This window comes from Xenorhabdus ishibashii (genome assembly GCF_002632755.1).
Lineage (GTDB): Bacteria > Pseudomonadota > Gammaproteobacteria > Enterobacterales > Enterobacteriaceae > Xenorhabdus > Xenorhabdus ishibashii.
In genome coordinates this window covers 1,630,161-1,643,736 of record NZ_NJAK01000001.1, presented here as the reverse complement: position 1 = coordinate 1,643,736, position 13,576 = coordinate 1,630,161, and the positions used below count along the sequence as shown (strand labels likewise).

The following is a 13,576-nucleotide window of genomic DNA, read 5'->3' as shown; positions in this document are numbered from 1 at the left end:
TTGTAATCTGCTTAGATGCAATATTCTCAGAAACAATATCGTAGATAACTTATTCAGGAGTTGGTATGCCGGAGCTACCAGAGGTAGAAACCAGTCGCAGGGGAATTGAACCTCACTTGGTTGGTAATGTGATCCAATATGCTGAGGTCAGGAATTCACGTTTGCGCTGGCCTGTTTCCGGGCAAATCATGGCACTTTCAGATCGACCAGTATTGAGTGTTCAACGGCGGGCAAAATATTTATTGCTTGAGCTGCCGGAGGGCTGGATTATTATTCATCTGGGAATGTCTGGCAGCTTGCGTGTCTTGTTAGATGAACAGCCTCCAGCGAAGCATGATCATGTCGATTTGATTATGGCTGATGGTAAAATTCTCCGGTATACCGACCCCCGACGTTTTGGTGCGTGGTTATGGAGTGATAATCTTGAAGAATGCTCCGTACTGGCTCATTTAGGACCTGAACCTCTTTCTGATCAGTTTGATGGCGAATACTTTTACACTGTTTCTCGCAACAAAAAAGCGGCTATCAAATCTTGGTTGATGGATAACAAAGTTGTGGTTGGTGTTGGGAATATTTATGCCAACGAAGCGTTGTTCGTCGCGCGAATTTTGCCTGAACGTCCCGTGAATTCATTAACGCAGCAAGAAGCTCATCGATTGGCTGATATAATCAAACAAATTTTACGTCGTTCCATTGAGCAGGGTGGAACAACACTGAAGGATTTTCTGCAATCTGATGGTAAACCAGGGTATTTTGCTCAGGAGTTATTTGTTTACGGTAAGAAAGGTGAACTTTGTCCCGTATGTGGTGAGAAAATCGAGTGTATAAAATTGGGGCAACGCAGTACATTTTTTTGTCGTCAGTGCCAGCATTAAACGTATTAGAGGCAGAGGAGAGCTGCCCCGCATAACATATTACTTACCCAATTTCTTTAGCATTGCCTGCTCAACTGGCTCTGACAGGAAGGATGAAATGTCGCCATCATGGCGAGCAACATCCTTAATTAAGGATGATGAGACGAAAGACAAGGTTTGGGAAGGCAATAAAAAGACGCTTTCCAGTTCTGGCATAAAATGTCGATTCATATTAGCCAGTTGCCATTCATAGTCAAAATCAGAAACAGAACGAACTCCGCGGATTAAGATGTTAGCCTGCTGCTTTTTGGCAAAATTAACCATCAATTCACTGAACCCAACTACATCGACATTTTCCAGATGAGCCGTGACTTCTTTTGCTAACGCGACACGCTCTTCCAAACTAAACATGGGATTTTTTCTGTCACTATTAGCGATAGCCAATAAAACATGGTCGAACATGTTTGCAGCACGAGTAACAATATCAAGATGACCGTAAGTGATAGGGTCAAAGGTGCCGGGATAAATCGCTTTTCTTTTCATCGTTGTTCTTACCCTTTGTTTGAACCAGTTCCCAAAGTGCAGCGTATTTGTTGAATGTATACTGAGCATTCACCATTGCCAACACCAAGCCTTGTTTGCCATCCAAAAAACCCGCTCTTAATAGCCAGGTTTTGAAAAATGCGCCTAGCGTATGGCTGATTATAGAAAAATAACGGGTTTTTTTGCCTTGCTCATAGCGATGTTTCGCCCAATCTCTTGCATAATTTAATTGTTTTTGCTGGAATTCCATCAGATTACGGCAGGTTAAGTGACGCAAATCTCCCTTTAGCATCACGATAGATGCGCCTTGAGTATCAAGGGATTCGTGAACCTGATTGTCGTTGTATTGGTAACGTTCACGGCAATAAAGACGAATAACCCTATCAGGATACCAGCCACTGTGTTGCATGAATCGCCCCATAAACAGATTGAGGCGTGCGCAGCTATAAACTTTATTGTCATCAGGGTTGGTCAGGACTTGTTCAATGGATGCTTTTAGTTCTGGTGTTACGCGTTCATCGGCATCAATCATAAAGATGTAATCACCGCTGGCATAGGATTGCGCAAGCTGCCGTTGCCGACCGAAGCCAGGCCATTGGGTATTTGAGTAGACTTTCGCACCCATTTCTCTGGCTATTTGGCACGTTGTATCGCTGCTGCCGGAATCCAAGACGATGATCTCATCCGCCCAATTCACAGAAAGCAGACAATCTGTAATCACATCAGCGGCATTTTTGGTGATCATGACAACGGACAGACGTTTTTTCGCAATCATCAATGGCTCCTTGGAGGGAGGTAAGGTTCCAGTAATTTTAGCAAGCGTTGAAGAGAACCTTGGTTTTCATGCAGGACTTCTGCGGCGTGGTGACCGTAATAGCGTCGGTAATCTTCATCTGTCAGCAGGCTACTGATAGCTGAACTTAATGATTGGCTATCCGTAACAGTAATCAAGCCATCCGCTTTATGCAGCTTGGCACAAATATCTTTAAAGTTGAATGTATGTGGACCCATGATAACTGGAATGGCATGGGCTGCTGCTTCCAGCGGGTTATGTCCTCCACGTTCTATCAGGCTCCCTCCGACAAAAGCCAGATCAGCAATACCATATAGGAGCATTAATTCGCCCATCGTATCGCCAATAACCACTTGCACATTGGTGTCAGGAATAGTGCCAGCACTGCGTAAGATCGCGTTTAATCCGGCTTTTCGGGTCAATTCAGCGGCTTTAGCAAAACGTTCAGGATGGCGGGGCACCAAAATTAACAGCAGATCAGGAAATTGTTTAATCAGCTTGCAATGTGCGTCGAGGATAATTGTCTCTTCCCCATCGTGGGTGCTGGTTGCTATCCATACAGGGCGATGGGGAGCCCATTGGCGGCGCAATGTAACGGCTTTTGCTGCGAGTTCTGGTGTCACAGAAATATCGAACTTCAGGCTACCCGTTACAGAGAGTTGGGAACGTCTTAATCCCAATTCGATAAAGCGTTCACCATCTTCCTGATTTTGTGCGGCAATCAATGTGATTTTATTTAAAATGGTTTTAATAAAGCTGCCAATTTTCTGATATCCCGCTGCTGAACGGGCTGATAGCCTCGCATTGGCGATAACCAGCGGGATTTCCCGTTGATGTAACTGAGTAATCAGATTTGGCCACAGTTCAGTTTCCATAATGATCACTAGCTTGGGATGTACGTGATCAAGAAAACGTCCCATTGAGCCTGGCAGGTCATAGGGAAGGTATACATGGTTAACATCACTGCCCAGAGCAGACAGAACCCTTTCGGAACCTGTCGGTGTCATGGTTGTTATAGTGATGGGCAAAAAAGGGTAATGGTGTCGTAAGATCCTCACGAGCGGAATAGCAGCTAATGTCTCTCCAACAGAAACGGAATGCAGTAAGATCCCACCTGGAGTGACTTTTTTAGCGCAAAAGCCATAGCGTTCTCCCCAGCGTTTGCGGTACGCAGGTGATTTGCGACTGCGCAGCAGCAGACGTAACCAGATAATTGGCTGGATAAGGTAGAGAAGTACCTGATATAAGCGAAGCAACATTCTATCAAATTCACTGACATGGACTGCGGTTATAGTACCACATTGGCTTGAAGAAAGTGTGTAAAATGCAGATATGTTGTGCGTCAGGTGAATATTCTTGATATCTAAAGATGGAGGAGGAGAGTTACTATCTTTAGAATATAATTAATAAGATTTCTGCCTCAATTGCGAATATTGGAAACACAATGGGTAAAATATTCCCTGAGTTTAAAAAGATTCTTATCATAAAACTAAGACATCATGGTGATACATTACTTATCACACCAGTTGTGAATACGTTGAAAGAAAATTTTCCTTCCGCTGAAATTGATGTTTTATTGTACAAAGAAACAAAGCCAATGTTGATGAATTTCGCTCCAGTATCCCATATTTTTTCCGTTGATAGGCGTTGGAAAAAGGAAGGTACAAAAGCCTATATCATCTATCATTGGCGTTTACTGAATCAGTTGAGGAAAAGAAAATATGATCTCATCATTAACCTTGCTGATCAGTGGTACAGCGCTCTGGTAGCTAAGATTTCCGGTGCCCCAACCCGTATCGCCTTTGATTTTCCCAAACGACAAAATTGGTTATGGAAGGTTTGTTTTAGTGATTTGGTTTCTACTGAATATGAAGAATCTCTGCATGTCGTTGAGCAAAATTTATCAGCACTGAAACCAATTAATCTTTCCAGTATCAACTTCAATGTAACAATGAGTTATAGTAAAGACGATTGGTATAAGGTATCTAATCTTTTACAGATTGGTGGAATTCATCACAAATATATCGTTATCCATCCGGCATCACGCTGGTTTTTCAAGTGTTGGAATGATGAGAAAATGAGTGAAACCATTAATGCTTTGCAAGCAGATGGACATTCAATTGTTGTGACATCAGGAACGGAAGCACGGGAAAAGGAGATGGCGGAGAAAATTTTATCCACTTGTAATCAGGAAAATATTATCTCTTTAGCCGGTCAGATTACGTTACCTCAGCTTGGGGCACTGATTGCTCATGCCAAGTTGTTTATTGGGGTTGATTCTGTTCCCATGCATATGGCTGCTGCACTGAAAACACCATGTATTGCATTATTTGGGCCCTCTAAATTAGCTTTCTGGAGTCCATGGCATGTTAATGGAGAAGTGATTTGGGCAGGGAATTACGGTAAATTACCTGATCCTGATGATATTGATACCAAAACAGATGCTCGTTATTTGGATCTTATCCCTACTGATGTCGTCATTACTGCTGCCCGGAGATATTTATCATGAAACCTATGCGCCTTGCCATTGTCCGGCAAAAATATCGGCCTGATGGAGGTGCGGAACGTTTTATTTCCAGGGCACTTGAGGCATTAGATAATGACAGTCTGGAATTGAACGTAATCACCCGTTCTTGGGTAGGGAGCCGTAATCCTAATTGGCATGTACATTTGGCAAATCCTTTGAAATGGGGTCGGATTAGTCGGGAGAAGAGATTTGCTGAGGCTGCCAGGCTCATTTGGCAAAAGGAGAAATTCGATATCGTTCAAAGCCATGAACGCATTGCTGGATGTGATGTATACCGAGCAGGGGATGGTGTTCATCAACGTTGGTTGCAGCAAAGATCACGGATCTTGCCATCCTGGAAAAGCAAATTACTTTTTGCCAGTCGTTATCATCGCTATGTCATGGAAGCTGAACAAAAAATGTATCACTCCCCTGAGTTAAAAAAGGTTATTTGCAACTCTCAGATGGTTAAGCGTGAGGTGATGGCAGATTTTGATCTGCCCAATGAGAAAATCTCTGTTATCTATAATGCCATTGATCAGTCAAAATTTTTTCCGGTTGGGGAAGCTGAACGACTCGCGTTACGGCAAAAATATGCTATTCCTGCACAAGCAAAATGTTTTGTGTATGTTGGTTCTGGTTTTGAAAGAAAAGGATTGAAAGCTGGGATAGAAGCTATCAGTATGACGGATGCTTATCTGGTTGTGATTGGTCAAGATAAAGAAGAAAGTAAATATAAGCAATTTGCCAACTCGCTTGGTTGTCATGACCGAGTTCGATTTCTGGGGGTACAGAAAAAGACATTACCATTTTATCAAATGGCAGATGGATTATTATTACCTACATTATATGACCCTTTCCCAAATGTTATTTTGGAAGCTATGGCATGTGGCTTACCTGTCATAACTAGTGACACTTGCGGGGGCGCTGAATTTATTGTTTCAGGTGAGAATGGCTTTGTGTGTGATGCCCTCGATATTTCGGCTTTGGCTGAATCTATCTCTTTAGTGCCAGCAGACCATTTGACCAGTAAGATTTCTATGTTATCAAAAGCGAAAATAGTGAACTACACACCTGCTTATTTGTCTCAGCAACTTACGGAGCTGTATAACAAGGTGCTTTCCCTATGAAAGGACATGTTTTATTTATCATTGATGGATTACCGGGAGGAGGAGCTGAGAATGTTACAATTCGTTTGTGTCGTGGCCTGCAACAAAAAGGTTTTGATATTACCTTGTTATCTCTCTCTGACAAATGTGAATATCCGATCCCAGATCATGTTGAATTAATCATTAATGCTGATGAATATAGAGGGCCTTTTAGAAGACAGACTGAAATTTTCCGTAGAGCTAAATCTATGGATAAGGTTCTGGCTGAAGTCTTTCTTCAAAAAGGTACACCTGTATTAGTGATATCTAATTTACATAAAACGGATCGTATTGTTGCAAAATCTAAGATATTGTCCGATCTAAATGTATGGTTTTGTATTCACGGTGTGTTTTCAAAATCGTACCTAGAGAATAAAACAGGATTATCTTATTGGATTAAAAAATTAAAAATCCAACGTGTTTATCAAAATCGTAACTTAATTTGTGTTTCTGATGCTGTTGGTCTGGATTTGAAAGAAAACTTATCGTTGACCCCTAAAAAAATGGTCACTATTTATAATCCATTCAATTTGGCTGAAATTAAAAATTATTCTTTGGAAATAAATCCCTATTCCAATGAGAATTATTTTCTTCATTTAGGGCGTTTCCACAATGTAAAACGTCATGACCGTTTATTAGATGCTTTTGCCAAAGCTGATCTTCCCTGTAAGTTGTTGATCGCGGGTCAGGGGGATGATGGTATGACTAAAGAAATTAAACAAAAAATTGAGGAACTAGGTTTACAATCTAAAGTTTTTCTAATTGGTTTTTTAGTCAATCCATTACCTGTAATACGAGGAGCTAAAGCTGTTGTATTAAGTTCTGATAGTGAAGGGCTAGGTAATGTTTTGATTGAAGCGCTGATTTGTCATACGCCCATTGTCAGCACGAATTGTCCAGGTGGTATCAGTGAAATTATGGTGGGTGAATTAGAACAATACAAATCTGAACTGACTTCTAAGTCATTAGCAGAAAAAATGCGGTTGGTTTATCAAAATCCACCAATCATTACAGAAGATATGTATAAAAAATTCGATTTGGAAATTGTGCTTAATAGTTACTTAAATCTGATACAGCAATAAGTATTACTAGAATTGTTTTTTGAGATATTTTATATGAGTTATAAAAAATTCCAAAAATTACGGGCAATAAATAGAAAAAAAAATTATTTTTTTAAAAAATTAAAGTTTAATTTTGCTAAAATTTTTATTGACACATGGAAAATGAATCAATTTCATGTTAATAGCGTAAAAAAAGTTCTTTTTTTACGAGATGATAATAAAATTGGTGACATGATAGTTTCTACCCCCATATTCAGAGCATTATCTGAGAGAGGGATTGAGTTACATGTATTATCAGGTTGCTCCAATTATTGTGTTATTGAGTATAATACATACATAAATAAAGTTTATTTTTATCCGGATAAAACTAGAGATATAATAAAACTCGGCTTGGCATTAAAAAAAGAAAATTATGATCTTGTCATTGATATGGGAGATCAAATTTCTGTCATTTATTTATTGTTTATACGACTCATCAACGCTAAAAATGTATTAGGATTCAATAAGGATAAAATTAATATATATAATAAGAGCATAAAATATTTTCAATATGAATCTCATATTACTGAACGATATAAAGTTCTTATGAATAATATGGGGATTTATGACTTTAATATGCAATATAATATACATGTTCCGAAGATCACTCAAGATAAAGTTCATGATTTTTATATAAAGTTATCTGGAAAAGTAACTATTGTTATTAATCCTTTTTCCGCTACAGAAAAAAGAGATCTTTCAGAAGAGCAACTAATAGGAATCATATCCTATATTAGAGAATCATATCCATCAACTAATATTATATTGATTGGAAAGAGTGATAAATTAAAAACTATCTCACATTTAAATGGTTATATAATTAATCCATTTGATGATTTTCTTTCTGCCGTGGAGATTATAAAATATTCTGATTTAGTTATTTCACCAGATACATCAATTGTACATGTGGCTGCAGCATATGAAAAGAATATAGTTGCATTATATGGTAATGACAAGCATGGAAATTTTGTTAACAATAATGTGTGGGGGCCGGGAAATAAAAATGCTATTCAGTTAACTCAAAAGGAAATTAATAGTAAGATTAGTGAAATACCATTACATGTTATTTTGGACAAGATAGATTTTTTCTTAACTAGGCTAACTTTATCATGAGTAAATCTGCATTCATCATCACAATTGATACTGAAGGTGATAACCTTTGGCAAAACAGCGAGCAAATCTCTACCAAAAATACGCAATATTTACCACGATTTCAGAACTTATGTGAGCGTTTTGGATTCAAACCCGTTTGGTTAACTAACTATGAAATGGCAATGGATGATAGCTATATCGAATTTGCCAAGGATGTGATCGCCAGAAATAAGGGTGAAATTGGTATGCATTTACATGCCTGGAATAGTCCACCTATTGTTCCCCTTACTAACGATGACATGCGTTATAAGCCATATTTGATTGAGTATCCTGAAGAGCAAATAAAAGCAAAAGTTTCTTTCATGACTAACCTCTTGGAAGAGAAGCTCCAGACAAAAATGCTGAGTCATCGGGCTGGTCGTTGGGCATTTAATGAGTATTATGCGCAATTATTGGTTGAATATGGGTATCAAGTAGATTGTTCTGTTACACCAAAAGTTAATTGGAACTTTACCAAGGGCGATCCTAATGGAAATGGTGGAACAGATTATAGCCGTTTTCCTGATCATGCTTATTTTATGGATTTGCAGGATATTTCCAAAGAAGGGGATTCTCCGTTATTGCAAGTACCGATGAGCATTCAATATAAGCACTCAATAGTTATGAACTTTATTAAGCAGAAATATGATCAATTAAGAGGAAAACAGCGTTCTCCATCGGTTAATTGGTTGCGACCGAAAGGCGGAAATTTGGCGCAAATGAAAACCGTTGTCCAGAAAATGTTGGCATCTGGTAGTGATTATGTTGAGTTTATGTTGCATTCCTCTGAATTTATGCCTGGTGGTAGCCCGACTTTTCATAATGAAGAAAAAATTGAGCAGCTTTATCAGGATCTGGAAGAGTTATTTGCATTTTTGCAGCCTTTGGTACAGGGAATGACGTTAGCTGAGTATTATAGATTGAAATTTAAACAATGAGTGTTAAATCCTTATCTCTTGGGTTCACTTTTAATTGTGAACTTTTTTAAGAAAAAACCATGAGATTATTTATTGAACGATATATTGTTTTTAGTTACCCCATTAATGTAATGAATTTTTTTATAAATGTTAATTTATTGAAATATATTATGGTTGCAAAAAAATAATGATAATTGGTTTTGTTCTCGTGGATACATTTATCTCTTTTTACTGCGTATAAAGCGAAATTTTTGTTAAAAGAAGAAACTCATTTATCTATTAGTAATGGTAATACAGAAAATTTTATTAAAAATAGAGTTAATGAAGATAAAGTTTTCACTATATTTAATCCGTTTAAAGATAAGGTTAAATATGATACTTTCTTTTAAATGTAATTTTTTTCTATTTTTACCCCAATTTAAAATAGAGTGATGTGTTTATTTTTTATGGTTTAATTTTAGTGATATCATATTTTATGAGGAATTATGGAAAAATTAAAATCTCTTTTTTCAGGATGGAAAGAATGCAGTTTTGAACAATATAAAGAAGCGCATGCTCTTTTTGGTGGTTGTACATTAGCACATCCCAATATTATAAAATTTTTGGATAAACATCTTGATGAGCAGTTTTGCTTTTATATCAAGAAAACAGATCCTGCAATTCAAGGAGCTTATTTTTCTTTTAAAAACAATAAATTGATTGAAAAAATGCAATCCAGATACCCAGTTTCATATGATGAAATTATTTTTCCTATTGCAGCGGATGCAAAACTGTTTTTACCTGTAAAATCAAAAAGATTATCTGTAATCCACAAAAATAATTTTATTAATACCAGCTTTCACTCCTTATTGAGTAAACGAAAAGTTTGCCTAATCAAAGACAGTTTTTCTTATAAAACTCGCCGTAATCGTAGTAACGAAATCAACAAATTTAGGCGTGCGGGAGGAGAAATTCGTCCTTCAAGTGAATTCAGTGCAGAAGACTTGGTGGATATTTATATCGATCTATACCAAAAGCGTTGGGATTATAGTCATTCTGAAGAGCAAAAAAAGCATCTCCTTGAGATATATACTGAGCTTCGTGAGCATATATTTGGCAATGTGTTGCTGATTAACGGCAAACCTTGTGCTTACGATCTTGTCTTGTGGGCCGATAGTCCAAAATGGGTTTCTTTTGATGCCATTAATGGAGGTTATGATCCTGAATATGCTCATCTTAGTGTTGGCAGTATCTTGATGTGGGTGAATACCCAAGAAGCAAAGGCATTATGTCAGCAGAGAGACAAAACGATGCGCTACTCATTGGGTAATCCTACTCTTGAATACAAAAGTCGTTGGTGTGAAACATTGCCACTAGGCAAAGTGATTTTTTAACTTGCCCAACAAGAGCAACATAACTTCTTCTGGAGTAATACCTTGCATTGTATTATCCGTCGATTTTAGGGGATGTTGCTCTTTACCATATCCACCAATTAAGCCAGGATCAGTCGGCCCAAATAGCGTGATATTGGGTCGATCAAGTGCTGCTGTAAGATGGCTTAATCCCGTGTCAACGGAAACTACGGCTTGTGCCCCTGCGAGAACATGCGCAATTTCAGCCAGAGTCAGTTTTGGCAGAACATCAACATGGGAAAACCCTTCTGACAACCTTAATGACCGCTGATATTCATGCTCGGCACCCCAGGGCAATTTGATGCGTATACCTGTTGTCTGGATATTTGCGATAAGCTGTCGCCAATGATCTTCAGGCCAATGTTTTTCATCACGCGTTGTTGCATGGAGGAAAACGAGATAGTGATTTTGGTTACTGGTTTGTTGGTGCAAAAAATGGCGGGCGATGGCGTAATCACCTTGCTCTGACGGTTTTTTATAGCTCAAACTATCAGCAAATAACGCTCGAATGCGCTCAACTGCATGCTGTTGCTTGCTGACAGCATGACAATGATCATAGAAGAAGCTGGCGATGGGTTCACGGATACTTTTTCGATCGTAACCATGCTTTGGACCATGTGCTAATCGGGTTACCAAAAAAGCACTTTTCAATAGACCTTGCGCGTCAATAATGGCGTCATATTGATATTGTTGCAGTTGTTGCCGGAACAGCGCTCGTTCTTCACGAATATCTTTTCTGAACCAATTTTTTCGCCAACGGCGAATAGCTACGGGGATCACATTGCCGACAGCATTGTGCCAGGTTGGAATTTGGGCAAACCCTTCTTCCACGACCCAATCAAATTGAATGTCAGGAAACTGCTGTTCTGCATCTGTTAGTGCTGGCAGAGTATGTAATACATCCCCCATAGAAGATGTTTTTACCAGTAAAACACGCATTAATTTTGGCTCTCCGCCTGTAGCAGTTTTTCTAATGAAGATAAAACCCTTTCAGGTTGAATATCGATCAGGCTTTGGTGATAACCGCCATCGCTGTCGCCTTTTCTGATTTTGTGATAGCCCGTAATCAGACGGATCACTTCAGCTTTACTCGATAATGGCGGGGTAAAATCTGGGCTACTTGGCCCATATAATGCCACCAGAGGACGGTTTAAGGCCGCCGCTACATGCATCAAACCTGAGTCGTTTGTGACGATAGCATCACATGCGGCGATGACATTTACCGCTTGTTCAAGTGAGGTTTTTCCAGCCAAATTAAGACAATCTTCGCGGGCATCATCGCTTAAAAGTGCGCGAATATCTTCACCTGCCTGATGATCTTTGTCAGAACCAAACAGCAAAATTTGATAGCCTTTTTGGGTAATTAACTGTTCAGCAAGAGCAGCATAGTGATAGTGTGGCCAGCGTTTGGCTGGGCCAAATTCGGCACCAGGGCAGAAACCAATAATAGGGCGGTGATCAGAGATATTGAAAGCCGAGGTTGATTCTGCAATATCTTCGTCATTGATACTTAATCGCGGCCATAATAAAGGTTGTGGAAGATCATCTGCACTACGCATGTTTTTCCCTTCATAGGCGAGAGCGACGTAGCGTTGAACCATAAGTGGGAAAGCATTTTTATTTAGGACTCGGATATCATTTAGTAGTCCGTAACGCATCTCACCACGCCAGCCTGTACGTAGCGGGATATTGGCGAAGAAAGGTACCAGCGCAGATTTGAATGAGTTAGGCAATACATAAGCACGATCGTATCTATTTTCACGTAATGCCAGCCCAAGGCGTCGGCGCTCACCCAAGGCAAGGGCACCATGACCAAGCGGCATGGCCAATGCCTGATGCACTTCTGGCATTTTTGCCAGCAATGGACGGCACCATGCTGGCGCCATTACATCAATTTCTGCATTGGGGTATAAATCTTTCAAAGTCCGGTAGAGGCTTTGTGACATCATCATGTCACCTACCCATGATGGGCCGAGCACCAATATCTTCATAGAAATCGATCAATTATCCTGATTGAGCCATTGCATATATTCAGCGACGCCTTCGGCAACCGTCTTGAACGGCTTTTGATAGCCAGCGGCACGAAGTTTTGTCAGATCTGCTTGAGTAAAACGCTGATAACGACCTTTTAATTTTTCTGGAAAGTCGATGTATTCCACAGTTGGAGATGTTTCTTTATGGAATTCAATCACTGCATCTGCAACAGACTGGAAAGATTCAGCACGACCTGTTCCACAGTTAAAAATGCCGGAAACGCTATTTTTCCAGCACCACAGATTGACGGCGGCAACATCGCCGACATAGATAAAATCGCGGCGGAAATTTTCACTGCCGGCAAATAACTTCGGATTCTGTCCTTGGTGAATCTGATTGTTTAAATGATAGGCAACACTCGCCATGCTGCCTTTATGTCCTTCGCGCGGCCCGTAAACATTGAAATAACGAAAGCCACAAATTTGGGAATCTGCATGGGGCTGGATATCACGAACATATTGGTCAAACAGGAACTTGGAGTAGCCATAAACATTGAGCGGTTTTTCATATTGGCGCTCTTCAATGAAATTATCACTGCGGCCACCATAAGTAGCCGCAGAGGAGGCGTACAGGAAGGGAATTTGACGCTCAAGGCAATAATGCAACACATCTTTGGAGTATTGATAATTATTGTCCATCATATACTTACCATCCCATTCTGTTGTGGATGAGCAAGCACCTTCGTGGAAAATAGCATCAATATCACCCAAATCATCACCTGCAACGATGCTGGCGATAAAGTCTTCCTTATCCATATAATCGGTGATATCCAAATCAACCAAATTGACGAACTTGGTGCCGTTTTTTAGGTTATCAACAACCAGAATATCCTTATAGCCTTCATCATTCAGTGCCTTGACAATATTGCTGCCAATAAACCCTGCGCCACCAGTGACAATAATCATTTGGCTCACCTCTAAATAGTTAATTCACTATAACCGACTTTACGTAAATCGCAGTTTTATTACTACAACTTGACATCTATTGGGTATATCTTTGCTGCGTATAATAGCACTTAACCCTACTGACGACAGTAGCTTAAGCAGAGGAATATCCTGAAATATTGCTGTATACCAGACTCTGGGGCGTGATCAGCTTTACAAAGTTGATATTCTCTTTTTCGTTGTGTCGTCACTGGCAAGATCTATCAGTAAGATAC

13 protein-coding genes are annotated in these 13,576 nt (G+C 39.5%); 7 read left to right on the top strand and 6 right to left on the bottom strand.

Features of this window, described 5'->3' with window-relative positions:
* The first annotated feature begins 65 nt into the window (after positions 1-65).
* Entirely contained in the window at positions 66-875 is an 810-nt protein-coding gene (gene mutM, locus Xish_RS07860) for a bifunctional DNA-formamidopyrimidine glycosylase/DNA-(apurinic or apyrimidinic site) lyase (protein WP_099117393.1), read from the top strand.
* Between the two features lie 39 nt (positions 876-914).
* Here mutM and coaD read toward each other — a convergent pair whose 3' ends face one another.
* From coaD to waaA, 3 genes are read right to left on the bottom strand one after another with little or no spacing between them, the layout of a single operon-like run.
* Positions 915-1,397, bottom strand: coding sequence for a pantetheine-phosphate adenylyltransferase (gene coaD, locus Xish_RS07855; RefSeq protein WP_099117392.1), 483 nt, complete (start codon positions 1,395-1,397; stop codon positions 915-917).
* Entirely contained in the window at positions 1,363-2,172 is an 810-nt protein-coding gene (locus tag Xish_RS07850) for a glycosyltransferase family 2 protein (RefSeq protein ID WP_099117391.1), read from the bottom strand. The genes coaD and Xish_RS07850 overlap by 35 nt, the downstream gene beginning before the upstream one ends.
* On the bottom strand, positions 2,172-3,449 hold the full coding sequence (waaA, locus tag Xish_RS07845; protein WP_099117390.1) for a lipid IV(A) 3-deoxy-D-manno-octulosonic acid transferase: 1,278 nt from the start codon (positions 3,447-3,449) through the stop codon (positions 2,172-2,174). Before waaA ends, Xish_RS07850 begins: the two co-directional genes overlap by 1 nt.
* 185 nt (positions 3,450-3,634) lie before the next feature.
* Here waaA and rfaQ point away from each other — a divergent pair, with 185 nt between their 5' ends.
* The 6 genes from rfaQ (at position 3,635) to Xish_RS07815 (ending at position 10,365) form a co-directional block, all read left to right on the top strand.
* Positions 3,635-4,699: a putative lipopolysaccharide heptosyltransferase III gene (gene rfaQ, locus Xish_RS07840; protein WP_099117389.1), complete on the top strand. Its 1,065-nt coding sequence runs from the start codon at positions 3,635-3,637 to the stop codon at positions 4,697-4,699.
* A complete protein-coding gene (locus Xish_RS07835) occupies positions 4,696-5,826 on the top strand; it encodes a glycosyltransferase family 4 protein (RefSeq protein WP_099117388.1) in 1,131 nt (376 codons plus the stop codon). The genes rfaQ and Xish_RS07835 overlap by 4 nt, the downstream gene beginning before the upstream one ends.
* On the top strand, positions 5,823-6,926 hold the full coding sequence (locus Xish_RS07830) for a glycosyltransferase (protein ID WP_099117387.1): 1,104 nt from the start codon (positions 5,823-5,825) through the stop codon (positions 6,924-6,926). The genes Xish_RS07835 and Xish_RS07830 overlap by 4 nt, the downstream gene beginning before the upstream one ends.
* A gap of 33 nt (positions 6,927-6,959) precedes the next feature.
* On the top strand, positions 6,960-8,057 hold the full coding sequence (locus tag Xish_RS07825) for a glycosyltransferase family 9 protein (protein ID WP_099117386.1): 1,098 nt from the start codon (positions 6,960-6,962) through the stop codon (positions 8,055-8,057).
* Entirely contained in the window at positions 8,054-9,013 is a 960-nt protein-coding gene (locus Xish_RS07820) for a polysaccharide deacetylase family protein (protein WP_099117385.1), read from the top strand. Before Xish_RS07825 ends, Xish_RS07820 begins: the two co-directional genes overlap by 4 nt.
* A 464-nt stretch (positions 9,014-9,477) precedes the next feature.
* On the top strand, positions 9,478-10,365 hold the full coding sequence (locus Xish_RS07815; RefSeq protein WP_099117384.1) for a GNAT family N-acetyltransferase: 888 nt from the start codon (positions 9,478-9,480) through the stop codon (positions 10,363-10,365).
* On the opposite strand, the gene rfaC is transcribed toward Xish_RS07815, so the two are convergent.
* The 3 genes from rfaC to rfaD are packed head-to-tail and all read right to left on the bottom strand — an operon-like array spanning position 10,345 to position 13,322.
* Positions 10,345-11,322 (bottom strand): lipopolysaccharide heptosyltransferase RfaC, encoded by a 978-nt coding sequence (gene rfaC, locus Xish_RS07810; RefSeq protein ID WP_099117383.1) that lies wholly within the window; start codon positions 11,320-11,322, stop codon positions 10,345-10,347. The genes Xish_RS07815 and rfaC overlap by 21 nt on opposite strands.
* Positions 11,322-12,374 (bottom strand): ADP-heptose--LPS heptosyltransferase RfaF, encoded by a 1,053-nt coding sequence (rfaF, locus tag Xish_RS07805; RefSeq protein WP_099117382.1) that lies wholly within the window; start codon positions 12,372-12,374, stop codon positions 11,322-11,324. The genes rfaC and rfaF overlap by 1 nt, the downstream gene beginning before the upstream one ends.
* Positions 12,375-12,383: 9 nt before the next feature.
* Complete coding sequence (rfaD, locus tag Xish_RS07800; RefSeq protein ID WP_099117381.1) at positions 12,384-13,322, bottom strand: ADP-glyceromanno-heptose 6-epimerase; 939 nt, start codon at positions 13,320-13,322, stop codon at positions 12,384-12,386.
* Positions 13,323-13,576 lie beyond the last annotated feature (254 nt).

Bases quoted from the DNA above. Each gene is read 5' to 3' on its own strand.
- Xish_RS07825 (WP_099117386.1), top strand. From the start codon at position 6,960: ATGAGTTATAAAAAATTCCAAAAATTACGGGCAATAAATAGAAAAAAA.
- Xish_RS07835 (WP_099117388.1), top strand. From the start codon at position 4,696: ATGAAACCTATGCGCCTTGCCATTGTCCGGCAAAAATATCGGCCTGAT.
- Xish_RS07850 (WP_099117391.1), bottom strand. From the start codon at position 2,172: ATGATTGCGAAAAAACGTCTGTCCGTTGTCATGATCACCAAAAATGCC.
- mutM (WP_099117393.1), top strand. From the start codon at position 66: ATGCCGGAGCTACCAGAGGTAGAAACCAGTCGCAGGGGAATTGAACCT.
- Xish_RS07815 (WP_099117384.1), top strand. From the start codon at position 9,478: ATGGAAAAATTAAAATCTCTTTTTTCAGGATGGAAAGAATGCAGTTTT.
- rfaQ (WP_099117389.1), top strand. From the start codon at position 3,635: ATGGGTAAAATATTCCCTGAGTTTAAAAAGATTCTTATCATAAAACTA.
- coaD (WP_099117392.1), bottom strand. From the start codon at position 1,397: ATGAAAAGAAAAGCGATTTATCCCGGCACCTTTGACCCTATCACTTAC.
- rfaF (WP_099117382.1), bottom strand. From the start codon at position 12,374: ATGAAGATATTGGTGCTCGGCCCATCATGGGTAGGTGACATGATGATG.
- Xish_RS07830 (WP_099117387.1), top strand. From the start codon at position 5,823: ATGAAAGGACATGTTTTATTTATCATTGATGGATTACCGGGAGGAGGA.
- rfaC (WP_099117383.1), bottom strand. From the start codon at position 11,322: ATGCGTGTTTTACTGGTAAAAACATCTTCTATGGGGGATGTATTACAT.
- waaA (WP_099117390.1), bottom strand. From the start codon at position 3,449: ATGTTGCTTCGCTTATATCAGGTACTTCTCTACCTTATCCAGCCAATT.
- Xish_RS07820 (WP_099117385.1), top strand. From the start codon at position 8,054: ATGAGTAAATCTGCATTCATCATCACAATTGATACTGAAGGTGATAAC.
- rfaD (WP_099117381.1), bottom strand. From the start codon at position 13,322: ATGATTATTGTCACTGGTGGCGCAGGGTTTATTGGCAGCAATATTGTC.